The sequence below is a fragment of the Allobosea psychrotolerans genome, from assembly GCF_002917105.1.
GTDB lineage: Bacteria > Pseudomonadota > Alphaproteobacteria > Rhizobiales > Beijerinckiaceae > Allobosea > Allobosea psychrotolerans.
The window spans coordinates 59,692-84,432 of record NZ_PQFZ01000013.1 but is presented as its reverse complement, the minus strand read 5'-3'; the positions used below and the strand labels follow the sequence as shown (position 1 = coordinate 84,432).

Below are 24,741 nucleotides of genomic sequence, written 5' to 3'. Positions count from 1 at the left end.
CGCGGCGCGGGCACAGTGTTGCGCGCCGCGCTGATCCGCAAGCCGGCTTTGAGGCTCGCCTCGCCGGAAAGGCTCGGCTAGGAAAGAGGGCTATCCCCAAGCCCTCCGATCCAAGAGTCTGCCCCATGAGCCGCATCGTCTACGTCAATGGCGAATACCTCCCCGAGGAAGAGGCGAAGATCTCGGTCTTCGATCGTGGCTTCATCTTCGCCGACGGCATCTACGAGGTCTCGGCCGTGCTCGGCGGCAAGCTCGTCGATTGCGAGGCGCATCTGGCACGGCTCGAGCGCTCCTGCGGCGAGATCAACCTGCCACTGCCCTGGTCGCGCACTGAGCTGGTCGCGATCCATGAGGAGATGATCAAGCGCAACGCCCTCGACGAGGGCGGCGTCTATCTGCAGGTCACGCGCGGTGCGGCCGACCGCGACTTCGCCTTCCCCAAAGACATCAAGCCGACGCTGGTGCTGTTCACCCAGGCGCGCAACTATGTGAATGCGCCGACCGTGAAGACCGGGATCAAGGTCGTGACCTTCCCTGATCTGCGCTGGGAACGGCGCGACATCAAGAGCGTCGGCCTGCTCGGCCAGGTGCTCGCCAAGCAATATGCCGCCGAGCAGGGCGCCAATGACGCCTGGCTGGTCGAGGACGGCGTCGTCACCGAGGGCGCCTCGGCAACCGCCTGGATCGTCAAGGGCAAGACGCTGATCTCGCGCCCGCTCTCCAACAAGGTGCTGCCCGGCATCACGCGCAAGGCCGTGCTCGCCTTCCTGGCCGAGACCGACTTCACCTTCGAGGAGCGGACCTTCACCCTCGAGGAGGCGCTCGACGCCGAGGAGGCCTTCATCACCTCCGCCACGGCCTTCGTCATGCCGGTGACCTCGCTCGACGGCCACACCATCCATAACGGCGCGCCGGGACCGACGACGCTGCGCCTGCGCGAGATCTATGTCGATTTCGCTCGGAAGGGCGGCGTTCTGGGGTGAGAACGGCCCCGGCGCATCCCGTGTTCAACAGTCTCCGAGTTTGTTGAACACGGGCAGGGCTCTTGACCAGTGCGCGACAACTTGCCGTCTCCCTCCGGAAGAGGGTTCCCCCACGCCTGTCGGCGCGCGCTTTCCCTTCTCCCCTCGCGGGAGAAGGTGGCTCGGCGAAGCCGAGACGGATGAGGGGGCGCTCGACGATTACCGGTTTGCCTTGCGACGCTAATCGGAAAGGGCACGGCGCCCCCTCATCCGGCGCTCCGCGCCACCTTCTCCCGCGAGGGGAGAAGGGAAGAAGCGCTCTTCCTCGCCTGGTCGCGGCCTTGCCTGGGATTGGCATGGATCGTGATCCAAAGTCGGAAACATCCGATTTGGATTGGAGAGGGAGTCACGTCGGCGCCACCCGCTCCCCCATCACATAGGTCGCGGCGACATTGCGCTCGTCGCCGAGGGTGACGAGCACGAAGAGCTCCTCGGCCAGATCGCGCACCGTCTCCAGCCGGTGCGCCATCGCCCGCGTCGCAGCGGGGTCGAGCACGACGACATCCGCCTCATGGCCGGGTTCGAGCGAGCCGATGAGATGGTCGAGCTTGAGCGCGACCGCATTGCCGCGCGTGATCGCATGCAGCGCCGCGAAGGCCTGGAGCGACTGCCCCTGCAATTGCAGCACCTTGTAGGCCTCCGACATCGTCTTCAGCATCGAATAGGAGGTGCCGCCGCCGATATCGGTCGCGACCGCGACGGGGACGCCCTCGCGCCTGGCGCGCGCCCAGTCGAACAGCCCCGAGCCCAGGAAGAGGTTCGAGGTCGGGCAGAACACCGCGACCGCCCGGGCTTGCGCAAAGGCGCGCCATTCGCGCTTGGTCATGTGGATGCAGTGGCCCATCAGGCTCCTGGGGCCGAGCAGGCCGTATTGCTCGTAGACGCCGGCATAATCGGGCGCATCCGGGAACAATTCGCGGGTGAAGGCGATCTCGCCCTGGTTCTCGTTGATATGGGTCTGGACATGGCAGTCGGGATGCTCCGCCGCCAATCGCCCCGCCGCCGCCAATTGCTCGGGCGTCGAGGTGATCGCGAAGCGCGGCGTGATGGCGTAAAGTTGCCGGCCCCTGCCATGCCAGCGCGCGATCAGCGCCTTGGAATCGGCATAGCTGCTCCCGGCGGTATCGGTCAGGGCGTCGGGCGCATTGCGGTCCATCATCACCTTGCCGGCGACCATGCGGGTGTTGCGGCGCTCGGATTCCAGGAACAGCGCTTCAACCGATTGCGGGTGGACCGAGCAATAAACCACTGCCGTCGTCGTGCCGTTCGCCAGCAATTCATCGAGGAAGAAGCGGGCGAGCTTTTCGGGATGGCCCTGCTGCCCGCATTTCTGCTCCTCGACGAAGGTGTATGTGTTGAGCCACTCCATCAATTGCGCGCCATAGGAGGCGATCACCTGCGTCTGCGGCATGTGCAGATGGGCGTCGATGAAGCCAGGCATGATCAAATGCGGGCGATGATCGACAATCTCGGCCCCGGCCGGCAGCGTCGGCAACAGCGCGGCGGCCTCGCCCACGGCCGCGATCATGCCGTCGGCAATGACCAGCAACCCATCCTCGACGTAAGCGTGCGCGGCCTCGCCCATGGTCTCGGGATCGCCGACGAACCAGAGCAGGCGGCCGCGCAGCGCCCGGGTGGCTTTCGTTTCGGTCACGGGCTTGGGGCTCCGGCTTAAATTCAGGTCATATCTGCACCAAATCAAAGCTTTCGGCCAAGCATCGATCATGCCTAATCTGAGGGCATGATTTGGGTTTGCGAGGGATGCGGGCAGAATGCGTGAGACGCTGCGCTTCCTCCTCGGCGACAGGCTGGTCGAGATCGCATCCTGCGATCCGACGCTGACCGTGCTCGACTGGCTGCGCCTCGACCAGCGCCTGACCGGCAGCAAGGAAGGCTGCGCCGAGGGCGATTGCGGCGCCTGCACCGTCGTGGTCGGGCGGCTCGACCGCGGTGCACTGCGCTATGAGGCGATCAACGCCTGCATCCGCTTCCTGCCGACGCTGGACGGCTGCCAGTTGCTCACCGTGGAGCATCTGAAGGGCGCCGACGGCGCGCTGCACCCGGTCCAGCAGGCACTGGTCGACTGCCATGGCTCGCAATGCGGCTTCTGCACGCCGGGCTTCGTGATGTCGCTGTTTGCGCTCTGGCTGAACGAGGATGCGCCGGGCGTGACGCGCATCGAGGACGCGCTGGCAGGGAACCTGTGCCGCTGCACCGGCTATGAACCGATCATCGCCGCGGCGCAGCGCATGTACGGGCTCGGCCAGCGCTCGCAGGAGCGTTTCGCGACGGACCGGCCGCGGATCGCAAGCCGGCTTGCTGCGCTCCAGGACGATGCGACGCTGGCGCTGGGCAGCAGGGGCAGCCGCTTCTACGCGCCGGCATGCCTCGCAGCTCTCGCCGAACTCATGCTCGCCCACCCCGATGCGACGCTGGTCGCGGGCGCGACCGATGTCGGGCTCTGGGTGACCAAGGGCATGCGGCGGCTTTCTCCCGTGATCGCGCTCGGGCGGATCGAAGCGCTGCGCGACCTCGCCGACGAAGGTGACCATCTGCGCATCGGCGCGATGGTCAATCATGTCGATCTCCGCAAGGCGCTGGCGGGTTTGTCGCCGCAGCTCGACGAATTGATGCGGCGCTTCGGCGGCGAGCAGGTCCGCAATGCCGGCACGATCGGCGGCAACATCGCCAATGGCTCGCCGATCGGCGACCTGCCGCCGGCGCTGATCGCGCTCGGCGCGCGGCTGGTGCTGGCACGCCGTCATTGCGAGGAGCGCAGCGACGAAGCAATCCAGGGTGACGTCGAGCGAGCCCCCCTGGATCGCTTCGCTACGCTCGCGATGACGGGGGAGACAGACGCACTCCAGCGCCGCACCATCCCGCTCGAAGACTTCTTCCTCGACTACCGCAAGCAGGATCGCCAACCCGGCGAGTTCGTCGAAGCGGTCCTGGTGCCGAAGCTGCCGACAGACGCATTCTTCCACGTCTCCAAGATCTCGAAACGCTTCGACGAGGACATCTCGGCGGTCTGCGGCGCCTTCTTCCTGCAGCGCGACGCCGCAGGCCGGATCAGCGAAGCGCGGCTTGCCTATGGCGGCATGGCCGGCATCCCGAAGCGGGCGAAGGCCGCGGAGGCGGCGCTGACCGGGCGCATATGGGACGAGATGGCTGTCTCTGACGCCATCTCCGCCTTGGCGAGCGATTTCCAGCCGCTCACCGACATGCGCGCTTCGGCACATTATCGCCTGACGGTCGCGGGCAATCTGCTGCGGCGCTTCCTGATCGAGACCACGCAAACCGGGACGGCCACACGCGTCGCCGGGCTCCTGGCGGAGGCCGACCATGGCTGACGCGCGCAAGCGGCTCGATCCCGAGAGCACGATAGGACCTGCCGGCGCGGCACGCCCGCATGATTCCGCCAGCAAGCATGTCGCCGGCGAGGCTGTTTATATCGACGACATCCCCGAGCCCGCCGGCCTCGCCCATGCCTGCCTCGGCCTGAGCGGTATCGCCCATGGCCGCCTGATCGCGCTCGATCTGGAACCCGTTCGCGCCGCGCCGGGTGTGCTCTGCCTGCTGACGGCCAAGGATATTCCGGGCCAGAACGACATCTCCTCGACGCATCGCCATGACGAGCCGGTCTTCGCGACGGAGACGGTGCTGCATCACGGCCAGCCGCTTTTCGCAGTCGTCGCCGAGACACGAGACCAGGCGCGGCGCGCGGCCCTGCTCGCCCGAGCTGAGTATCAGGAGGCCGCGCCGCTCCTCGACGTTGCCGCCGCCCGCGCCGCAGGCGGGGAGCTCGTCACCGACCCGCTCAAGCTCGAACGCGGCGATGTCGCAGCCGCGCTTGCCGCGAGCCCGCGCCGCCTGAAGGGCTCGATGGCGATCGGCGGGCAGGATCATTTCTACCTGGAAAGCCAGATCGCGCTCGCCATTCCCGGCGAGGACGAGGACATGTTCGTCGCCTCCTCGACGCAGCACCCCTCGGAAGTCCAGCACATGGTCGCCCAGGTGCTCGGCGTCGGCTCACATGCGGTCACCGTCGAGATCCGGCGCATGGGCGGCGGCTTTGGCGGCAAGGAAACGCAGGCCAATCTCTTCGCCTGCGTCGCGGCGCTCGCCGCCCGCAAACTCCGCCGGCCGGTGAAGCTCCGGCCCGACCGCGACGACGACATGGTCATCACCGGCAAGCGCCATGACTTCGTCTGCGATTACGAGATCGGTTTCGACGATGACGGCCATATCCTGGCGGTCGACACGGTCTATGCCGCGCGCTGCGGCTGGAACGCCGATCTGTCGGGCCCCGTGACCGACCGGGCGCTGTTCCACATGGACAACTGCTATTTCTACCCGGCGGTGCGCGCCCGCTCCGAGCCCTTGCGCACCAACACCGTCTCGAACACCGCCTTTCGCGGCTTCGGCGGGCCACAAGGCATGGTCGGGGCCGAGCGCTTCATCGAGGAGATCGCCTTCGCGACCGGGCTCGACCCGCTGGAGGTGCGCCGACGCAACCTCTATGGCGGCAGTTCCTCCAGTGACGGACCTGGCCGCAACGTCACGCCCTATCACCAGACCGTCGAGGACATGATCGGCGGCGAGGTCATCGCGGAGCTCGAACGGCGCTGCGACTACAAGGCAAGGCAGGAGGCGGTCCGCGCCTTCAATGCGGCAAGCCCAATCATCAAGCGCGGCCTGGCGCTGACGCCGGTCAAATTCGGCATCTCCTTCACCGCGACCTGGTACAATCAGGCCGGCGCGCTGGTGCATGTCTATACCGACGGCACGGTGATGCTGAACCATGGCGGCACCGAAATGGGCCAGGGGCTGCATGTGAAGGTCGCCCAGGTCGTGGGCCAGGCCTTCGGCATCGGGCTGGACCAGATCAAGATCACCGCGACCACGACCGGGAAAGTGCCCAACACCTCCGCCACCGCCGCCTCCTCGGGCTCGGATCTCAACGGCATGGCGGCGCTCGACGCCTGCGAGACGATCAAGGCGCGGCTGACCGCCTTCGCCGCCAGGCACTGGCAGGAGGAGCCCGCGGCGATCGCCTTCCTGCCCGGCCGCGTGCAGATCGGTGCGCGCGAAATCACCTTCGCCGAACTCGTCCAGGCCGCCTATATGGCCCGCATCCAGCTCTCCGCCACCGGCTTCTATGCGACGCCGAAGATCCACTGGGACCGCAAGGCCGGACGCGGCCACCCATTCTATTACTTCGCCTATGGCGCGGCGGCCGCCGAGGTCGCGATCGACACGCTGACCGGCGAATACAAGGTCGAGCGCGTCGACATCCTGCATGATTGCGGGACATCGCTGAACCCGGCGATCGACAAGGGCCAGATCGAGGGCGGCTTCATCCAGGGCATGGGCTGGCTCACCACGGAGGAGCTGGTCTGGGACGAGAAGGGCCAGCTCAGGACCCATGCGCCCTCGACCTACAAGATCCCCGTGGCGTCGGACCGGCCACGCATCTTCAATGTCGACTTGCTGGAGAACGCACCCAATCGCGAGCCGACGATCCATCGCTCCAAGGCCGTGGGCGAGCCGCCGCTGATGCTGGCGATCTCGGTGCTGCACGCGCTCTCCGATGCGGTGGCGAGCGTCGGCGGGCACAGGGTCTGCCCGAGGCTCGACGCGCCTGCGACGCCGGAGCGGGTGCTGACGGCGGTGGAGCGGGTCAGGGCGGAGGTGGGGAGATGAGGCTGACCACTTGCCGATCCAAGCGCGGGGAACCCTCTCCCGTAGGGAGAGGGCAGGGTGAGGGGTCGGCCGTTGGACGCTTTGGCAGTGGCCTGACCGCCGCTCCATCGTCGTTGCGAGTACAGCGAAGCAATCCTGGAGGGCTCGCTCTACGTCCCCTGGATTGCTTCGCTGCGCTCGCAATGACGGCAAAATGTTACGCAACTGGTCCAGGGGCCGACACCTCACCCCTGCCCCTCTCCTTACTGGAGAGGGGTTCCCCGCGCCTCGGCGTCGATATGGCGGAGGGTGGGATATGAACCTCTCCGCCTTCATCACCCGCCACTTCCGAGACGGAACCATCCTCGTCACCATCACCCATGCCGAGGGCTCAACCCCACGCGAGGCCGGCGCCACCATGGCCGTCAGCGCGGCTGCGACCGCCAGTACCATCGGCGGCGGGCAGCTCGAATTCCACTGCATCGACATCGCCCGCGAAATGCTGACCCAGCGCGCAGCGCAGCGCGCACTCGACATCCCGCTCGGCCCGCAAATGGGCCAATGCTGCGGCGGACGGGTCCAGGTCGCGCTCAAACGCGCGACGGCGGCCGACATCGCCAGACACGCCGCGAGCGAGAAGGCCGACGCGGTTCTGCGGCCCTGCGTCCTCCTGTTCGGCGCCGGCCATACCGGCCGGGCGCTTGCCCTTGCGCTCGCTCCCCTGCCCTTCGCGACAACGCTGATCGACGACCGCGACGGCGTCATGGACGGCCTGCCCTCAGCGATCACCTGCATCAGAATGGCCGATCCCGTCACGGCGATCGAGGCGGCGAAGCCCGGCAGCGCCTTCGTGATCCTGACCCATAGCCACGCGCTGGATTATCGCCTGACGGAAGCGGCGCTGGCACGCAGCGACGGGTCCTATGTCGGCATGATCGGCTCGGCGACGAAGCGGGCGCGTTTCGAGTCCAGCTTCCTGCGGGCCGGCGGGAGAAACGAAGCGCTCTCCCGCCTCACCTGCCCGATCGGCGGCTGCGATGTGGACGACAAGCGCCCGGAGGTGATCGCGGCCTTGACGGCGGCCGAGCTGGTGCGTTGCTTGCTTGGCCACCGGCAGCCGGCGAATGGGAGACGGGCCAGACATGAACCAGCCGCGTGAGCAGGAGGTGCCGCCGCGGCTGGCGCTCGCCCATATCTCCAAGAGCTTTCCGGGCGTGAAGGCGAATGAGGATATCAGCCTGAGCGTCCGCCCCGGCGAGATCCACGCGCTGCTCGGCGAGAACGGGGCCGGCAAATCGACGCTGGTCAAGATCATCTACGGCGTCCAGCACGCCGATGAGGGCACGATCGCCTGGAATGGCGAGACCGTCTCGATCCCCTCCCCCAAGGCGGCGCGCCGGCTCGGCATCGGCATGGTGTTCCAGCATTTCTCGCTGTTCGACGCGATGACGGTGATCGAGAACATCGCGCTCGGCTTGGACGAGGCGGTCGATCGCGAGGCGCTGAAGGCCCGCGTCGCCGCGATCCTCGACAGCTATTCGCTGCCGCTCGACCCCGAGCGGGAGGTGCATACGCTCTCGGTCGGCGAGCGCCAGCGCATCGAGATCGTGCGCTGCCTGCTGCAGAAGCCGAAGCTGCTGATCATGGACGAGCCGACCTCGGTGCTGACGCCGCAGGAGGTCGAGCGCTTGTTCGAGACCTTGCGCCAGATCGCCTCCGAGGGCTGCGCGATCCTCTACATCTCGCACAAGCTGCATGAGATCAAAGCGCTCTGCGAGGCCGCCACGATCCTGCGGGGCGGCCGGGTCGTGGCGACCTGCGACCCCAGGGTCGAGAGCACCAAGCGCATGGCCGAGCTGATGATCGGCGCGGAGCTGCGCCAGATCGAGCACAAACCCGGCGCTGGCGCGGGCGCCGTCCGGCTCAGCGTCCAGGACCTGTCGCTGGCGGGCGAGCCGCCCTTCGGCACCGATCTCGAGGCGGTCTCGTTCGAGGCGCGCGCCGGCGAGATCCTCGGCATCGCCGGCGTCGCGGGGAACGGCCAGTCGGAGCTGCTGACAGCGCTTTCGGGCGAGCGATTGGCTGCCGCCCCGGACGCCGTTCGGCTCGATGGCAGGCCGATCGGCCTGGAGGGAGCAGGTGCGCGCCGGGCGGCCGGCCTCGCCTGCGTGCCCGAGGAACGCAACGGCCATGCCGCCGTGCCGGATTTTTCGCTTGCCGACAACAGCATCCTGACCGCGCGCCACCGCCTGCCGCTCGCCCCGCTCGGTTTCGTCGCGCGTGGCGATGTGCTGCGCTTCGCCCAGAGCGTGATCCAGCGCTTCGACGTGCGCACCACCGGCCCCGGCGCGCTGGCGCGCTCGCTTTCGGGCGGGAACCTGCAGAAATTCATCATGGGCCGCGAGATCGGCCAGCAGCCGGCCGTGCTCGTGGTCTCGCAGCCGACCTGGGGCGTCGATGCAGGTGCTGCCGCCGCGATCCGGCAGGAGCTGGTCGACCTCGCCGCCAAGGGCTCGGCCGTGGTGGTGATCTCGCAGGATCTCGACGAACTGCTCGAACTCGCCGACCGGCTCTGCGTCCTCAATGAGGGCAGGCTGTCCGCCCCGCGCGCGATTGCGAGCCTGCGCATCGACGAGATCGGCCTGATGATGGGCGGCGTGCATGGCGCCGGCGAAAGCACGGGAGCGACCCATGCTTGAATGGCGCCGCCGCCGCGAGCCAAGCTCGCTCATGCTCTATGCGAGCCCGCTGATCGCGGTCCTGCTCACCATGCTGATCGGCATGATCGTCTTCTCCGCCATGGGCTATGACGGCTTTCACGCCGTGCGCGACATCTTCCTGACGCCGTTCCTGGAGCCGCAGCGCTGGCCCGATCTCGGCGTCAAGGCGGCGCCGCTCGTCATGATCGCGCTCGGGCTTGCCATCGGCTTCCGCGCCAATGTCTGGAATATCGGGGCGGAGGGGCAATACATCATGGGCGCGATCGCCGGCACCGGCGTGGCGCTCGCGACCTACGACATGACGGGATGGTGGATCCTGCCCGCCATGGCGCTCGCCGGCATCCTTGGCGGCATGGCCTGGGCGGCGATCCCCGCCTTCCTGCGCGTGAAACTCGGGGTCAGCGAGATCCTGACCAGCCTGATGCTGACCTATGTCGCGGTGCAGGGCCTGTATTACCTCGTGCGCGGCCCCTGGAAGGACCCCGACGGCTTCAACTTCCCGCAGACTCGGATGTTCACGCCCGACCAGACACTGCCCGTGCTGGCGGAAGGCTCGCTCATCCATCTCGGCATCCCGCTCGCGCTCGTCATCGCCGTCATCGCCTGGCTGGTCATGGAAAAGACGACAGCGGGCTATGCGGTGAAGGTCGTAGGGCTGGCGCCAGCGGCGGCGCGCCATGGCGGCTTCAGCTCGGACAGGGTGACCTGGGCGACGCTGCTGGCGGGCGGCGGGCTTGCGGGCCTTGCCGGCCTGTTCGAGGCGGCCGGCCCCTTCGGCCAGCTCACCCCGCAATTCCCGACCGGCTACGGTTTCACCGCGATCATCGTCGCGTTTCTGGGCCGGCTGAACCCGCTCGGCATCGTCTTTGGCGGCATCGTGCTGGCGGCGACCTATGTCGGCGGCGAGATCGCGCAGACGACGGTCAAGCTGCCTCAGGCCGCGACCGGCATGTTCCAGGCGCTGCTGCTGTTCATGCTGCTGGCGACCGACGTGCTGGTGCGCTACCGGATCGGCTGGAAGGCACGGGCGGCATGACGAAGCGTGCTCCCGCCAACCTCTGTCATTCCGGGGCTTCGCGCAGCGAAGAACCCGGAACCCACGACTGGGCGAGACGGATGGGCGCGGGATCCCCTCTCCCGGATGGGAGAGGGGTAGGGGTGAGGGCCCGCCCTCATCGAATGAGGCCGGCGATATCCGCAGCACCGGCTGCGATCGTTGCGCTCAGGTGTTTTCGCGCACACCCTCACCCCTGCCCCTCTCCCATCCGGGAGAGGGTTCCCCGCGCCCATTCGTTAAGACCTGTAGTTCGCCATGACCTCCGCCATCCTCGTCTCAATCCTGATGACGCTCGTCGCCGCCTCGACGCCGATCCTGCTGGCGGCGCTGGGCGAGCTCGTCGTCGAGAAATCTGGCGTGCTCAATCTCGGCGTCGAGGGCATGATGCTCGCCGGCGCGGTGGCTGGCTTCGCCGTCGCCTATAGCAGCGGCAGCACGACGCTGGGTCTCGTCGCGGCACTCGCTGCCGGCGTCGCCACCGCGATGATCTTCGCCGTTCTGACGCTCTCCCTTACCGCCAACCAGGTCGCCACGGGCCTGGCGCTGACGATCTTCGGTATCGGCGCCTCCTCGCTGATCGGGGCGGGCTTCGTCGGGCGCACCATCACGCGGCTGGGGCCGGTCTTTCCCGAGGCGCTCGCGGGCCATCCGATCCTGCGCGCCGTCTTCGGCCACGACATCGTCGTCTATCTCTCGCTTACGCTGGTGCTGGCGGTCAGCCTGTTCCTGCGCAAGACGCGGCCCGGCCTGATCCTGCGCGCCGTCGGCGAGAACGACGCCTCGGCCCATGCCATCGGCTACCCCGTCATCGCCATCCGCTATGGCGCGATCGCCTTCGGCGGGGCGCTGGCCGGCCTGGGCGGGGCCTATTTCTCGCTGGCATTGACGCCGATGTGGGCCGACCGCCTGACCGCGGGCCGTGGCTGGATCGCGCTCGCGCTCGTCGTCTTCGCCGCCTGGCGGCCCGGGCGATTGCTGCTGGGGGCCTATCTGTTCGGAGCGGTGATGACGCTCGAATTGCAGGCCAAGGCGGCCGGCGTCACCTGGCTCGCGCCGGAGCTTCTGGCGATGGCCCCCTACCTTGCGACAATTGCCGTTCTGACCATGATGTCGCTAGGACGAAAGACCGGCCGGCTCGATGCGCCGGCCTGCCTCGGCAAGCCATTCTCGGCGTCGTGACGCTGCAAACCACAAACGGGGAGACCACATCATGACCTCCATCATCACGCGCCGCCGGTTCAATTTCGGCGCGGGCGCCGCTGCCGCGACCCTGCCGCTGATCGGCGGCCAAGCTTCGGCGCAGGCCCCGCTCGGCGTCGGCTTCATCTATGTCGGCCCCGTCGGCGACCATGGCTGGACCTGGACGCATGACCAGGGCCGCAAGGCGCTGGAGAAGGAGTTTGGCGACAAGATCAAGACCAGCTTCATCGAGAACGTTGCCGAGGGGCCCGATGCCGCACGCGCCATCCGCCAGCTCGCCCAGGCCGGCAACCGGATCATCTTCACCACCTCCTTCGGCTTCATGAATCCGACGATCCAGGTGGCCAAGCAGTTCCCGAAGATCCATTTCGAGCACGCGACCGGCTATCAGCGCGCCGAGAACGTCGCGACCTACAACGCCCGCTTCTATGAGGGCCGGGCCGTGATCGGCACCATCGCCGGGCATATGTCGAAGACCGGCCAGGCCGGCTACATCGCCTCCTTCCCGATTCCGGAGGTGGTGATGGGCATCAACGCCTTCACGCTCGCCGCCCGCAAGGTGAACCCGAACTTCAAGACAAAGGTGATCTGGGCCTCGACCTGGTACGACCCCGCCAAGGAGGCCGACGCCGCCAAGGCGCTGATCGACCAGGGCGCCGACATGATCACCCAGCACACCGACTCGGCAGCCGCCCTGCAGGCGGCCGAGCAGCGCGGCGTCTTCGCCTTCGGCCAGGCCTCGGACATGAAGGCTTTCGCGCCCAAGGCGCATCTCTCGGCGATCGTCGACGACTGGTCGGGCTACTACATCAAGCGCGTCAAGGAGGTCATGGACGGCAGCTGGAAGTCCGGCGACGTCTGGGGCGGCATCAAGGACGGCTTCGTCAAGCTCGCGCCCTATAACGACGCGGTGACGCCCGCCGCCCGCGCGGCGGCCGACGAGGTCCAGAAGGGCATCGTCGCGGGCACGCTGCACCCCTTCACCGGCGAATTGAAGGATCTCAAGGGCGAGGTCCGGGTCAAGGCCGGCGAGAAGGCCTCCGACGAGATGCTTTCCAAGATGGACTGGTATGTCGACGGCGTGCAGGCGTAACGCTTGTCTTTCCGGGGCTTCGCGTGAGCGAAGAACCCGGAACCCACGACCGGGTGCTCCTTCACGACCGGGTTGGCAAAGGGCGCGCCCAGTCGTGGGTTCCGGGTTCGGCCCTGCGGGCCGCCCCGGAATGACACTGAGGCGGGACCCCGACAAATCTTCGCCCTGAGCCCCTTGCAGATATTTTAAGCTTGAAACAATATGCCTTCGTCGCGTGGTGGAGAGGGTGAGGGTCCCCTGCCGCGCCGTCGCTTTCTCGTTCGTCCCGGGAGGACATGGACATGACACTCAAATTCGCGTTCTCGCTCAGCGTCGGCCTGCTCGCGCTCAGTGCGGCCGGCGCCCAGGCGCAGGAGCCGATCAAGATCGGCGTGGTCAGCGTGCTGACCGGCCCGGCGGCCGCACTCGGCCAGCAGGTCCGCGACGGCTTCCAGCTCGCGGTCGACCAGAAGGGCGGCAAGCTCGGCGGCGTGCCGGTGCAGATCACCGTCATCGACGACGAATTGAAGCCCGATGTCGCGGTCGGCAAGGTCAAGGCCTTCGTCGACAGCGGCAAGGTCGATTTCGTCGTCGGCCCGGTGTTCTCGAACATCCTCGGCGCCATCGCCAAGCCCGTGCTCGATTCCGGCGCCTTCCTGATCAGCCCCAATGCCGGCCCCTCGACCATGGCCGGCAAGGCCTGCAACCAGAACTTCTTCGTGACCTCCTACCAGAACGACCAGGTCCACGAGGTGCTCGGCAAATACGCGCAGGACCAAGGCTACAAGCGCGCCTATATCATCGCGCCGAACTACCAGGCCGGGAAGGACTCGCTCGCCGGCTTCAAGAACTACTTCAAGGGCGAGATCGTCGACGAGGTCTATGCGCCGCTGACCTCGATGGACTTCGCCTCCGACCTCGCCAAGATCGCCTCGACCAAGCCCGATGTCGTCTTCGCCTTCCTGCCGGGCGGCCTCGGCGTCAACTTCGTCAAGCAGTGGTCGCAGGCCGGCCTGCAGGGCAAGATCCCGTTCCTCTCGGCCTTCACCGTCGATGAATCGACGCTGCCGGCACAGCAGGACGCGGCGGTCGGCCTCTTCGGCGGCATGACCTGGGCGCCGAACATGGACAATCCGCAGACCAAGGCCTTCGTCAGCGCCTATGAGGCGGCCTACAAGATCGTGCCGGGCTCCTATGCCCAGCAGGCCTATGACGCCGCGCTGCTGATCGACTCCGCCGTCAAGGCGACCGGCGGCACCGCCGACAAGGACAAGCTGCGCGCCGCGATCAAGAAGGCCGACTTCACCTCGCTGCGCGGCAAGTTCAAGTTCAACACCAATGGCTACCCGATCCAGGACTTCTACCTGGTCAAGGTCGCCAAGCGCCCGGACGGCAAGTTCCAGACCGAGATCGCCCAGAAGGTGTTCACGGACTATGCCGACCCGCATGCCAAGGATTGCGCGCTCAAATAAGGCGACTGAACCGCGGGGAACCCCTCTCCTGCATCGAAGTCGGGTCTACCCGACTTCGACACTCTGAGTGCCAATCTCGGGCAAGCCCGAGATTGGTGAGAGGGACAGGGGTGAGGTGCTGGCCCGAACTCGTCAGCCTGAACCAAGGTGCGCGGTCAGCGCCAGCCCGACTGGTCAAGTGGCCTACCCCTCACCCTGCCCTCTCCCTCCGGGAGAGGGTTCCCCGCGCCCTTCCGGCATCGTCGCGGCTTACCCATGACCACCAGCCTCCTCATCGTCCAGATCCTCAACGGGCTCCAGTTCGGCATCCTGCTGTTCCTGGTCGCGGCGGGGCTGACGCTCGTCTTCGGGGTGATGGACTTCATCAACCTGGCGCATGGCGTGCAGTACATGCTCGGCGCCTATCTTGCCGTGACCTTCGTCGGGCTCACCGGCAATTTCCTGCTCGGGCTGGCGCTGGCGCTGGCGGCCGCGCTGCTGATCGGGCTCGCGCTCGAATTTCTGGTCTTCCGCCATCTCTATGAGCGCGACCATCTCGACCAGGTGCTCGCCACCTTCGGACTGATCCTGCTGCTCAACCAGGGCGTCAAGATCATCTGGGGCGCGGCCCCGCTTTCGGTTCCCGTTCCTGAATTCCTGACCGGCTCGGTCCGGCTGATGGATGGCATCCTCTATCCCGTCTATCGCTTCGCGCTGATCGGCTCGGGGCTCGCGGTCGGCGGGCTGCTCTGGTTCATCGTCGAGAAGACGCGCACCGGCATGCTGCTGCGCGCCGGCGCCTCCAACGCTTCGATGGTCTCGGCGCTCGGCGTCGACATTCGCAAGCTGTTCATGGTGGTCTTCGCCTTCGGCACCATGCTCGCGGGCTTTGCCGGCGCGATGGCGGCGCCCATCCTCTCGGTCGAGCCCGGCATGGGCGACACCGTGCTGATCCTCGCCTTCGTCGTCATCGTGGTCGGCGGCATCGGCTCGATCCGCGGGGCCTTCGTCGGCGCCCTGATCGTCGGCCTCGTCGACACGCTCGGCCGCTCCTTCATGAACGACCTCTTGCGACTGTTCATGAGCGCGCCTTCGGCCCGGGCGACGGGAGCGGCGCTGTCCTCGATGCTGATCTATCTCGTCATGGCGATCGTGCTGTTCGTCCGGCCCGAGGGCCTGCTGCCGGCCAAGGGCCGCTCATGAGCCTGGCGCCCGCCCCTGCCGATGTCGCCCTTGCCGAGGCCGCCCGACCGGCCGCGCCGCCGCGCCGGCGGCCGCTCATTGCCATCCTGTTGTTCCTGACGCTGGCCGCCATGCCGCTTGCGGTCTCGCTCGGCGTCCCTGCACATTGGCTGACGCTGGTGACGCGCGCGATGATCTTCGCCATCGCCGCGCTCTCGCTCGATCTCATCCTCGGCGTTGGCGGGCTCGTCTCCTTCGGCCATGCCGCCTTCATCGGCATCGGCGCCTATGCCACCGGGATCATGATCACCGAGGGGCGAAGCGAGGCGCTCCTGATCCTGCCGGTCATTCTTGCGGCCTGCGCGCTTTTTGCGGCGATCACCGGCGCCGTCTCGCTGCGGACGCGCGGCGTCGCCTTCATCATGATCACGCTGGCCTTCGGCCAGATGGCCTATTTCCTGGCGCAGGCGCTCTCGGCCTATGGCGGCGATGACGGGCTGACGCTCTATGAGCGCAGCACACTCGCCGGCTTCAAGCCCTTCGCCAACCGGACATCATTCTACTACGTCACGCTGGCGACGCTCGCCGGCTGCTACGCGCTGATCAGCACCATCGTCGCCTCGCGCTTCGGCCGGGCCCTGCGCGCCGCGCGCGAGAACGCGACGCGGGTCACCGTGACCGGCTACGATGTCGGCCGCATCCGCCTGGTCGCCTATGTCATCTCCGGCATGATCGCCGGCCTCTCCGGCTTCCTGCTCGCCAACCAGACCGATTTCGTCAGCCCCGCCTTCATCTCCTGGCAGCGCTCGGGCGAGCTCATCTTCATGGTCGTCCTCGGCGGCGTCGGCAGCTTGCACGGCGCGATTATCGGCGCGCTGGCCTATCTCTTCGCCGAGGACGTGCTGTCCGGCTGGACCGAGCATTGGCGGGTGATCTTCGGCCCCTTGATCGTGCTCTTCGTGCTGTTCACGCGCGGCGGCCTGGTCGGTATCATCGGCAAGCTTGCAAGCAGATTCGGGAGTAGGCGCGATGACTGAGCCGGTTCTTGCGCTCAGCGGCGTCAGGAAGGCCTTCGGCGCTCTCAGGGTCACCGACGGGGTCGATCTTGCGCTCGCGCCCGGCGAACTGCATGCGCTGATCGGCCCCAACGGCGCCGGCAAGACCACGCTGGTCCACCAGATTTCCGGCATGCTGCGACCCGATGCCGGCAGCATCCGCTTTCGCGGCGCCGAGATCACCGGCTTCACGCCGGAGAAGCGGGCGCGCGCCGGCCTGGCGCGGACCTTCCAGATCACCTCGACCATCGCCTCGCTCTCGGTGCTGGAGAATGTCGCGCTCAGCGTGCAGGCGCGCGCCAGCCATCCGCTCGCGCTGTTTCGCAATGCGGCGTACGACGAGGCGCTGAACCGCCCGGCCTGGGCGGCGATCGAGGCCGTCGGGCTCACCGAGCGCGCCCATGTTCTGGCGGGCCGCCTCTCCCATGGCGAAAAACGTGCGCTCGAGATCGCCATGGCGCTGACATTGGAGCCCGCCGCGATCCTGCTCGACGAGCCGCTCGCCGGCGTCGGCCGTGAGGAAGGCGAGCGCCTGATCTCGTTGCTCGCGAGCCTCAAGGGGCGCTACGCCATGCTCCTCGTCGAGCACGACATGGAAGCGGTGTTTGCGCTCGCCGACACGGTCAGCGTGCTGGTCTATGGCCGCGTCATCGCCTCGGGCGATCCGGCCATGGTGCGGGCCGACCCCGCCGTGCGCGAAGCCTATCTCGGCGAGGAGGGGTGATGGCGGTTCGCTCCACATCTGTCATTCCGGGGCTTCGCATCGCGAAGAACCCGGAACCCACGACCGGGCGCGGTGCTCATCATGTCGTTGGGCTATCTCACCCGGTCGTGGGTTCCGGGTTCGCGCCTGCGGCGCGCCCCGGAATGACAGAAGGGGCCGCCACGCCATGCTGACCGTCGAAAACCTCGATGCCGGCTATGGCGAGGCGCAGATCCTGTTCGGGATCGACCTCACCATCGGCGAAGGCGAGGTGGTGACGCTGCTCGGCCGCAACGGCATGGGCAAGACCACGACGATCCGCGCGATCATGGGCCTGATCCCGCCAAAGGCCGGGCGGGTCAGCGTCGCCGGTCGCGACCTCACCGGCGCCGCCCCGTTCAGGATCGCTCAGGCCGGCATCGGGCTGGTGCCGGAGGGACGGCAGATCTTCCCGACGCTGTCGGTCGAGGAGAACCTGATCGCCACCGCCGCCAGCCGCTTCGGTAGGGCGCGCTGGGACATCGGCCGGATCTATGATTTCTTCCCGCGCCTGAAGGAGCGCCGCGCCAATCGCGGCAACCAGCTTTCCGGCGGCGAGCAGCAGATGCTGGCGATCGGTCGGGCCTTGATGACCAACCCCAAGCTGATCATCTTGGACGAGGCGACCGAGGGCCTGGCCCCGATCATCCGGCAGGAGATCTGGTCATGCCTGACGGCGCTGAAGGCCGAGGGCGAATCCATTCTGGTGATCGACAAGAATGTCGACGCGCTGGCGAAATTCGCCGACCGGCATGTCGTGCTGGAAAAAGGCCGCATCGTCTGGCGCGGCACGAGCGATGATCTGCGCAGCGACAGCGCGGTCAAGGACCGCTTCCTGCATTTTTAACGGGCAAAGGAGAAGCCGATGAAACCGCTGACCGCCGGCGTGACCAAGGCCAATGAGGGCATCGACGCCATCTCGTGGAACATCCTGGGCCAGACCTATGTGCCCAAGTCGCTGAGCGAGGATTCGTTCTCCTGGCATGCCACCTTCCCGCCCGGCACCTTCGTGCCGCCCCATATCCACCCGACCCAGGACGAGTTCATCTATCTGCTCGAAGGCCGGCTCGACCTCGTGCTCGACGGGCAGGAGAGCTTCGCCACCGCCGGCGACCTGATCCGCCTGCCGCGCAACGTCCCGCACGGGCTGTTCAACAAGGGGGAGGCCACGGTGAAATGCCTGTTCTGGGTCGCGCCGACCGGACGGCTCTACGACCTGTTCTGGGCGATCCATTCGATGCCGCAGCAGAACCCGGCCGAGGTCGTGGCATTGTCGGCGAAATACGAGGTCGACTTCCTGCCCCCTCCTCCCGAAGGCGCCTGAAGCTCGCGGGAGGGAGGCTGGAAGGAGGCGAGCCGGCGGTGGTTCCGGCCGCTCGCCTCGACACCGGCTTCAATGGCCCGACGCCCAAGACGCCCGAAAAGGCGCCTTGTTAAGGTTAAGCAAAGCTTAAGGCTGTGCCCCACCGCGGCTTGCGCCATAATCGCGCTCAGGTTGCAATGCGCAACGACGACGCGACTGGATCAGGCCCTGCAATGACGACCACGGAACGCCGGAAGAACCCGCGCCTGCGCACCCTGCTGGGCGGCACGGTCTGCTTCAACCAGCGGCGCTCGACGCTGGATTGCCTTGTCCGCAACCTGTCCGACGACGGCGCGCTGCTCCTGCTCTCCGACGCCGTGGCGCTGCCCAGCGCCTTCGATCTCGACATCGCCCAGCGCCAGCGCTCCTACAACGCCCGGATACGCTGGCGTGATGGCGGGCGCATCGGTATTGCCTTCGAGGCGCAACACGAAAGCCAGGGCGTGGTGCCGCTCGACATGGCCCGCCGGCTGAAGATGTGCGAGCAGGACAATGTCCGCCTGAAAAGCCGCATCCGCCAGCTCACCGAAGCCGGCTGAATCGCGCCAGGCGCGCGTCAGCAGCTGTTCGAGCCTTGCGCGAAAAAATGAGCTCCGGCTTTTCGTTCGAGCCATGCTCTCAACTTCTGGAAGCGATGATGCCTTTTGCACTCGGACAGAACCGTCCGAATGCGACGTAAGCGAGCAGGCCCGCACGTCGGCAAGGGCCCAGAGCGGCCACTTCCGCGGTTAATCTTAAGCCGCGGAATGACATGCATCACGTCTGACGCTGCGTCATTATGGTGGCAACCAAGAGCCGATGAAGCTTGGCTTCGTCCGGGAAGGGAACGCGCCATGACAATTGAACGTCGTCAAACGCCGCGCAGCCGGGTCTATCAGGGCGCGAGCGTCGTCTTCAACGGCCGTCAGTCGGTGCTCGACTGCACCCTGCGCAACTGGTCGGACACCGGCGCGCTGGTGCGCATGAGCGACTGGATCGCGCTGCCGAAGACATTCGAAATCGACATCGCCGACCGGGACGAGAGCGTCCGCGTCCGGCAATGCTGGCGTCGCGGCGACGATGTCGGCGTCGCCTTCCTGACGCCGGGGGAAAGCCAGCCGGTCGCGCCGATTTCGCTCGACGCCATGCGAAAGCGGCGTCAGCCGAGCTGATCAGGCACGCTTCAGCAACTGTTCGGCGGAAAAACCTGCCTTGCCGGCATAGGATTTCACGATCGCCTCGCGCTTGGCGTAGCTCAGCACGCGCTCGACATCGTCGAAACCATTGGGCGCCAGCGCCTCGACGGCATCGATGACGCGCTCGGGACCGCCGACCCGGTTCATCGCGACGATCTCGGCAGTAGCGGGCAGGCGGACCGCCTCATAGGCGGCGAGCGCATGGCGCGGATGCTCGGCGCGAACCAGCAGATCGGCGAGGCAGCGCGCATCGAGGATCGCCTGCGAGGCGCCGTTCGAACCGACCGGATACATCGGATGGGCGGCGTCGCCGAGCAGCGTGACGCGGCCATGGGTCCAGCGCGGCAGCGGGTCGCGATCGCACATCGGATAATCCCAGAAGCCGGGCGAGGCCTGGATCAAAGCCATGATGTCGACGCCGGGCACGCTGAAGCGCCGGGCGAAGGGAAGCACGTCCTCGAGCCGGCCGGGCTTGGACCAGGCCTCCTTCGGCGGCGGCTTGTCCGGGTCGCCGGTGCGGATGTTGACGACCCAGTTGGTCAGCCGTGTCTGCGGCGTCGCACCCGCGGCGATCGGGTAGAGCACCAGCTTCCCGGCCATGCCGCCGGCGATGATCATGCTCTCGCCATCGAGAAAGAGCGGCCAGTCGCAGGCGCCACGCCACATCTGCACGCCGTTCCAGCGCGGCGGCCCCTGATCGGGAAAATAGTGGCCCCGCACGGTCGAATGAATGCCGTCGGCGGCGATCAGGAGATCGGCGCGGGCGGTCTCGCCGGCCTCGCCGCGCCGGGAATCGGCGAAATGGGCGGTGACGCCGCCCTCGTCCTGCAAGAAGCCCTGCAGGCGGCGGCCGGTGCGCAGCGCGTCCGGACCCAGCCGCGCCACCACCGCATCGCGGATCACGCCCTGCAGGCGGCCGCGATGGATCGAGAACTGCGGCACCGGCGCGCCCGCGTGCAGGCCGCGCAATTCGCGCCAGACGGTCTGGCCGAAGCGGTTCATGTAGACGAGTTCGCGCGTACGGATGGCGACCGCGTCAAGCGCCGGCAGCAGCCCGAGCTCGGCGAGCTCGCGAATGGCGTGCGGCAGCGTATTGATGCCGACGCCGACCTCGCGGATCTCCCCGGACTGCTCGTAGACGGTCGGTGCGAAGCCGCGCGCATGCAGCATGAGCGCCAGCGTCAAACCGCCGATCCCGCCCCCGACGATGATGACTTTCATGCCTGCCCGCCCCTGCCCGTCGAATTATTTTAAGCTTGAAATAACCGGCCCCGATTTGTCAATCGCGCCATTGCCGCGTCGGAATCATGCAACATTAGCCGCCTGGAGGGCGGAACGAAGCGGATTTCTGTGCGTATCTACCGCCGCAGCTGTCGTCTTTCGATTTTAGCTGTGCCAACTGGCGCCTTCGCGCGCCGCAAATTGCGGGAGCAACGATGCGTGGGAGCAACCCCGTACGGACGCTCGGCCTTGCGCGACGCTGTACAACCCCCTTCTCAAGGAGGAATTCATGACCAAGAATGAACTGATCGCCGCCATCGCCGAAGAGACCGGCAAGACCAAGACCGACGTCTCGGCCATCCTGGCCTCGCTGGGCGCGGTCGTCGCCAAGACCCTGAAGTCCGGCGACGACGTCACGCTGGGCGGAGTCGGCAAGCTCTCGGCCGCCAAGCGCGAGGCCCGCGAGGCCCGCAACCCCTCGACCGGCGCGATGATCAAGGTTCCGGCCAAGACGGTCGTCAAGTTCAAGGTGACCAAGGATCTCGCCGAGGCCGTGGCGTAATCTCAATCACGTCGCATTCGGACGGAGCCGTCCGAATGCGACGTGATCGATCCTAAGGTTGAGAGCATTGCTCCAGCGAAAAGCCGGTACGCGCTTTTTCGTGCAATGCTCTGACCGTTTCCCTCCCCGCCATCCCGGACAAGCGGTGCATCCGCCTGTGCACGGGATGACGGCAGAGGGGAGTTCCCGCCAGGCCATGGCAATCACAGCAGGATGTGCGCAAGAGCGGCTTGACCGCAGGCCCAGGCCCCGCACATTAGCCTGATGTTCCTCCGCCTGTTCACAGAGCTGCGCGCCAACAAGGTTCCCGTCACGCTGCGGGAGTATCTGGCGCTGCTGGAAGGCGTCGAGGCCGACCTCGCCGAGCACCGCGTCGAGGAGTTCTACTACCTCGCCCGTTGCTGCCTGGTGAAGGACGAGCGCCATCTCGACCGCTTCGATCAGGTCTTCGCCCAGGTCTTCAAGGGCATGGAGACGCTGGGCCAGGCCATCGAGCAGGCCGGCATCCCCGAGGAATGGCTACGCAAGCTCGCCGAGAAATACCTCACCGAAGAAGAGAAGGCGCAGCTCGAGGCGCTGGGCTGGGAGAAGCTCTGGGAGACGCTGAAGCAGCGGCTCGCCGAGCAGAAGGGTCGCCATCAGGGCGGCTCGAAATGGATCGGCACCGCCGGCACCTCGCCCTATGGCGCCTATGGCTATAACCCCGAAGGCGTCCGCATCGGCCAGGACAAGAACCGCAATTTCCGCGCGGTGAAGGTCTGGGACAAACGTGAGTTCAAGGATTTCGACGACACCCGCGAGCTCGGCGTGCGCAATCTGCGCATCGCGCTGCGCCGCCTGCGCAAGTTCGCCCGCACCGGCGCGGCCGAGGAGCTCGACCTCGACTCGACGATCTCCGAGACCGCGCGGCACGGCTATCTCGACGTGAAACTCAGGCCCGAGCGGCGTAATGCCGTCAAGGTGCTGCTCTTCCTCGATGTCGGCGGCTCGATGGACTGGCATGTCGAGCTGGCCGAGGAGCTGTTCTCGGCGGCTCGCGCCGAGTTCAAGCATTTCGAGCATTTCTACTTCCACAACTGCCCCTATGAGCGGGTCTGGCGCGAGAATCGCCGCCGCTACGACCAGGTCATTCCGACCTGGGACATCCTGCGGACCTATCCGGCCGATTACCGCGTCGTCTTCGTCGGCGACGCCTCGATGAGCCCCTATGAGATCGCGATGCCGGGCGGCTCGGTCGAGCACTGGAACGAGGAGGCGGGCCAGGTCTGGATGGAACGATTGACGGGACGGTTCCAGAAATCGGTCTGGCTCAACCCGGTGCAGCAGCATCTCTGGGGCTATACCCAGTCGATCCGCCAGATCGGTGGGCTGATGGCCGGCCGCATGTTCCCGCTGACGCTGGACGGGCTGGATGGGGCGATGAAGGTGCTGGCGCGATAGCCGAAATGGCCAGGTTCCGGCATTCGATCGCCGGTCGAGCTTGAAATGTATATTACCAGGATATACAATCGTGATTGATTTTGATCGCGTCGTCGGTTTCGACTGGGATCACGGCAATAATCGGAAGAGTGCCGAGAAGCATGACGTCAGTCAGGCTGAGGCCGAGCAGGTGTTCATGAATGAGCCGCTGCTGTTGTCTGAAGATGGGCGCCATAGCGTTGCCGAACGAAGGCTGCAGGCGTTAGGGCGAACCAGCGACGGTCGGCATCTCCATGTGACCTTCACGCTGCGGCACGAGAACAGCCTGATCCGCATTATTTCCGCTCGCGACATGAATCGTAAGGAGCGCAGGCATTATGGGCAAGACGCTTAAGCCGATCCCGACCTTTCAGAGCGAGGCCGAAGAGCGCGCCTTCTGGGAGACCCATGATTCCACCGATTATGTCGACTGGACCAAGGCTGTCTCCGTCCGGTTTCCGAATCTGAAGCCATCCTCCACGTCGATCTCGATCCGCCTTCCCAATGCGCTGCTTGAAAGCATCAAGATCGCCGCCAACAAGCGGGATGTCCCCTATCAGTCGCTGATCAAGATCTGGCTCTCGGAGAAAATGGACGCCTCCAAAGGGTGAGATGCGAAATCGCTCGTCATCTTCGTCAGCGTCGCACTCCTTCGGCCCGCGCGGTCAACCGTCGAAACCACCCGACTAGCGGATCGGCGTGCCCTGATGAAAGCGCATCCGCCAGCGCCCCTGAACCCGCACCCAGACCGAACTCCGCAACGAGTGCTGTTCGTCCAAATCGGAGCCCGATTGCCGTGTTGAGCGATAGGTCAGGAGGGCAATCCCCTCCCCAAGCAGGCTCACTCGAAAATCACGCGCTTTCCTGAGAGTGGCCCCGCGTTCGGCGGCAAGAGCGGCGATCGACTGATCGCGATCATAGATGCGTCCGGACCGAGCGAACTCGACGAAATCGTCGGCCAGCAGTTCAGCGACCTTCTCGGGTGACGCGCGTAGATCCGCAGCCAAGAGCTTTTCCTCCTGCGCTTTAAGCAGGGTCAGCAGGGCTCCGGTTTCCGCGCAACCCTCATTCGCGTCGCTCATCGTCGTCTCATCTCGACCGCTTTGGCTGAACAGATCAATCGCGGATTCCATGACCAGCGACAAGCGCCGGCTAAGCCGCTAAGGCTCGCCGCCATGCAGGCTCAATCCGACGACGACACCCCACCCCCGGTCTGGCGCCAGCGCCCGAAGCCGATCGGATTCGAGATCGCCTACAGGCTCGACGGCGATGCGCTGGAGATCGACACCACCCGCAAGGTCGATCGCGTCAGGCTGGCGGCAATCGAGCAGATCCGCTTCTTCTACGCGCCCGGCAATATCAGCTCGAAGGGCTACAAGACGCAGTTGCGCCTCAGCGACGGCAAGAACATCACCTTCGGCAACCTGTCCTGGCGCTCGCTGACCGATGTCGAGCGCGACGACGCCGGCTACCATGCCTTCGTCACGGCGCTCGCAGGCGAGGTCCAGCGCGCCAACCCCAAGGCCCGCTTCGTCGCCGGCAAGCCCTTCGCGCTCTGGCTGGCGCTTGCCCTCGTCGGCGGGCTGTCCCTGGTGATGCTGGCCTATTTCACCGCGCGCGCCTTCCAGCAGGGCGCGTATGCGGCCGGCTGGCTCGGCGCGCTGCTGGCGGCAGCCTCGTACTGGCAGGTCGGGCCGATGATCAGGCTGAACCGGCCGCGCGACCTGACGAGCGGCGAAGTGCCCGACGAGCTGGTGCCGGGTCGCATCCAGGCGTGAA

Annotated in this window: 24 protein-coding genes; 21 read left to right on the top strand and 3 right to left on the bottom strand. The window is 66.6% G+C overall.

What is annotated here, in order from left to right; genetic code table 11:
- The first annotated feature begins 125 nt into the window (after positions 1 to 125).
- The gene (locus tag CYD53_RS20210) at positions 126 to 983 is read left to right on the top strand and encodes a D-amino-acid transaminase (RefSeq protein WP_103719884.1); all 858 of its coding nucleotides are present in this window, start codon (positions 126 to 128) and stop codon (positions 981 to 983) included.
- A gap of 385 nt (positions 984 to 1,368) precedes the next feature.
- Here CYD53_RS20210 and guaD read toward each other — a convergent pair whose 3' ends face one another.
- The gene (guaD, locus tag CYD53_RS20205) at positions 1,369 to 2,676 is read right to left on the bottom strand and encodes a guanine deaminase (protein ID WP_281261267.1); all 1,308 of its coding nucleotides are present in this window, start codon (positions 2,674 to 2,676) and stop codon (positions 1,369 to 1,371) included.
- 118 nt (positions 2,677 to 2,794) lie between these two features.
- Here guaD and CYD53_RS20200 point away from each other — a divergent pair, with 118 nt between their 5' ends.
- From CYD53_RS20200 to CYD53_RS20130, 15 genes are all read left to right on the top strand, one after another.
- The gene (locus CYD53_RS20200; protein WP_103719882.1) at positions 2,795 to 4,372 is read left to right on the top strand and encodes a xanthine dehydrogenase small subunit; all 1,578 of its coding nucleotides are present in this window, start codon (positions 2,795 to 2,797) and stop codon (positions 4,370 to 4,372) included.
- Positions 4,365 to 6,725 carry a xanthine dehydrogenase molybdopterin binding subunit gene (gene xdhB / locus CYD53_RS20195; RefSeq protein WP_103719881.1) on the top strand — a complete coding sequence of 787 codons (2,361 nt, stop codon included), beginning with the start codon at positions 4,365 to 4,367 and terminating at the stop codon, positions 6,723 to 6,725. Before CYD53_RS20200 ends, xdhB begins: the two co-directional genes overlap by 8 nt.
- Before the next feature lie 295 nt (positions 6,726 to 7,020).
- Positions 7,021 to 7,863: a xanthine dehydrogenase accessory protein XdhC gene (xdhC, locus tag CYD53_RS20190; RefSeq protein WP_103719880.1), complete on the top strand. Its 843-nt coding sequence runs from the start codon at positions 7,021 to 7,023 to the stop codon at positions 7,861 to 7,863.
- Entirely contained in the window at positions 7,847 to 9,403 is a 1,557-nt protein-coding gene (locus tag CYD53_RS20185; protein ID WP_103719879.1) for an ABC transporter ATP-binding protein, read from the top strand. The genes xdhC and CYD53_RS20185 overlap by 17 nt, the downstream gene beginning before the upstream one ends.
- Complete coding sequence (locus CYD53_RS20180; RefSeq protein WP_103719878.1) at positions 9,396 to 10,460, top strand: ABC transporter permease; 1,065 nt, start codon at positions 9,396 to 9,398, stop codon at positions 10,458 to 10,460. Before CYD53_RS20185 ends, CYD53_RS20180 begins: the two co-directional genes overlap by 8 nt.
- A 276-nt stretch (positions 10,461 to 10,736) precedes the next feature.
- Complete coding sequence (locus CYD53_RS20175) at positions 10,737 to 11,660, top strand: ABC transporter permease (RefSeq protein ID WP_103719877.1); 924 nt, start codon at positions 10,737 to 10,739, stop codon at positions 11,658 to 11,660.
- Positions 11,661 to 11,691: 31 nt separating this feature from the next.
- Positions 11,692 to 12,774, top strand: a complete 1,083-nt coding sequence (locus CYD53_RS20170; protein ID WP_103719876.1) for a BMP family ABC transporter substrate-binding protein — start codon at positions 11,692 to 11,694, stop codon at positions 12,772 to 12,774.
- A 281-nt stretch (positions 12,775 to 13,055) separates the two neighbouring features.
- Positions 13,056 to 14,225, top strand: a complete 1,170-nt coding sequence (locus tag CYD53_RS20165; protein ID WP_425428325.1) for an ABC transporter substrate-binding protein — start codon at positions 13,056 to 13,058, stop codon at positions 14,223 to 14,225.
- 255 nt (positions 14,226 to 14,480) lie between these two features.
- The gene (locus CYD53_RS20160; RefSeq protein ID WP_103719874.1) at positions 14,481 to 15,407 is read left to right on the top strand and encodes a branched-chain amino acid ABC transporter permease; all 927 of its coding nucleotides are present in this window, start codon (positions 14,481 to 14,483) and stop codon (positions 15,405 to 15,407) included.
- Entirely contained in the window at positions 15,404 to 16,423 is a 1,020-nt protein-coding gene (locus tag CYD53_RS20155) for a branched-chain amino acid ABC transporter permease (RefSeq protein WP_103719873.1), read from the top strand. The genes CYD53_RS20160 and CYD53_RS20155 overlap by 4 nt, the downstream gene beginning before the upstream one ends.
- Complete coding sequence (locus CYD53_RS20150) at positions 16,416 to 17,165, top strand: ABC transporter ATP-binding protein (RefSeq protein ID WP_103719872.1); 750 nt, start codon at positions 16,416 to 16,418, stop codon at positions 17,163 to 17,165. Before CYD53_RS20155 ends, CYD53_RS20150 begins: the two co-directional genes overlap by 8 nt.
- Before the next feature lie 166 nt (positions 17,166 to 17,331).
- Positions 17,332 to 18,030 carry an ABC transporter ATP-binding protein gene (locus tag CYD53_RS20145; RefSeq protein ID WP_103719871.1) on the top strand — a complete coding sequence of 233 codons (699 nt, stop codon included), beginning with the start codon at positions 17,332 to 17,334 and terminating at the stop codon, positions 18,028 to 18,030.
- An 18-nt stretch (positions 18,031 to 18,048) separates the two neighbouring features.
- Complete coding sequence (locus tag CYD53_RS20140) at positions 18,049 to 18,507, top strand: cupin domain-containing protein (protein WP_103719870.1); 459 nt, start codon at positions 18,049 to 18,051, stop codon at positions 18,505 to 18,507.
- A 212-nt stretch (positions 18,508 to 18,719) separates the two neighbouring features.
- Positions 18,720 to 19,085 (top strand): PilZ domain-containing protein, encoded by a 366-nt coding sequence (locus tag CYD53_RS20135; protein ID WP_181011949.1) that lies wholly within the window; start codon positions 18,720 to 18,722, stop codon positions 19,083 to 19,085.
- A 294-nt stretch (positions 19,086 to 19,379) separates the two neighbouring features.
- On the top strand, positions 19,380 to 19,697 hold the full coding sequence (locus tag CYD53_RS20130; RefSeq protein WP_181011948.1) for a PilZ domain-containing protein: 318 nt from the start codon (positions 19,380 to 19,382) through the stop codon (positions 19,695 to 19,697).
- On the opposite strand, the gene CYD53_RS20125 is transcribed toward CYD53_RS20130, so the two are convergent.
- Positions 19,698 to 20,942, bottom strand: coding sequence for a flavin-dependent oxidoreductase (locus CYD53_RS20125; RefSeq protein WP_103719867.1), 1,245 nt, complete (start codon positions 20,940 to 20,942; stop codon positions 19,698 to 19,700).
- A 169-nt stretch (positions 20,943 to 21,111) separates the two neighbouring features.
- Between CYD53_RS20125 and CYD53_RS20120 the strand changes: the two genes are divergently transcribed.
- The 4 genes from CYD53_RS20120 (at position 21,112) to CYD53_RS20105 (ending at position 23,573) form a co-directional block, all read left to right on the top strand.
- Complete coding sequence (locus CYD53_RS20120) at positions 21,112 to 21,504, top strand: HU family DNA-binding protein (RefSeq protein WP_342751723.1); 393 nt, start codon at positions 21,112 to 21,114, stop codon at positions 21,502 to 21,504.
- A gap of 264 nt (positions 21,505 to 21,768) precedes the next feature.
- Positions 21,769 to 22,944 (top strand): vWA domain-containing protein, encoded by a 1,176-nt coding sequence (locus tag CYD53_RS20115; protein ID WP_103719865.1) that lies wholly within the window; start codon positions 21,769 to 21,771, stop codon positions 22,942 to 22,944.
- Positions 22,945 to 23,014: 70 nt separating this feature from the next.
- A complete protein-coding gene (locus tag CYD53_RS20110) occupies positions 23,015 to 23,317 on the top strand; it encodes a BrnT family toxin (protein WP_103719864.1) in 303 nt (100 codons plus the stop codon).
- Entirely contained in the window at positions 23,301 to 23,573 is a 273-nt protein-coding gene (locus CYD53_RS20105) for a BrnA antitoxin family protein (RefSeq protein ID WP_103719863.1), read from the top strand. The genes CYD53_RS20110 and CYD53_RS20105 overlap by 17 nt, the downstream gene beginning before the upstream one ends.
- 75 nt (positions 23,574 to 23,648) lie before the next feature.
- Here CYD53_RS20105 and CYD53_RS20100 read toward each other — a convergent pair whose 3' ends face one another.
- The gene (locus tag CYD53_RS20100; protein ID WP_103719955.1) at positions 23,649 to 24,044 is read right to left on the bottom strand and encodes a nuclear transport factor 2 family protein; all 396 of its coding nucleotides are present in this window, start codon (positions 24,042 to 24,044) and stop codon (positions 23,649 to 23,651) included.
- A gap of 93 nt (positions 24,045 to 24,137) precedes the next feature.
- Here CYD53_RS20100 and CYD53_RS20095 point away from each other — a divergent pair, with 93 nt between their 5' ends.
- Positions 24,138 to 24,740, top strand: coding sequence for a hypothetical protein (locus CYD53_RS20095; protein ID WP_103719862.1), 603 nt, complete (start codon positions 24,138 to 24,140; stop codon positions 24,738 to 24,740).
- The last annotated feature ends 1 nt before the right edge of the window (position 24,741 follow it).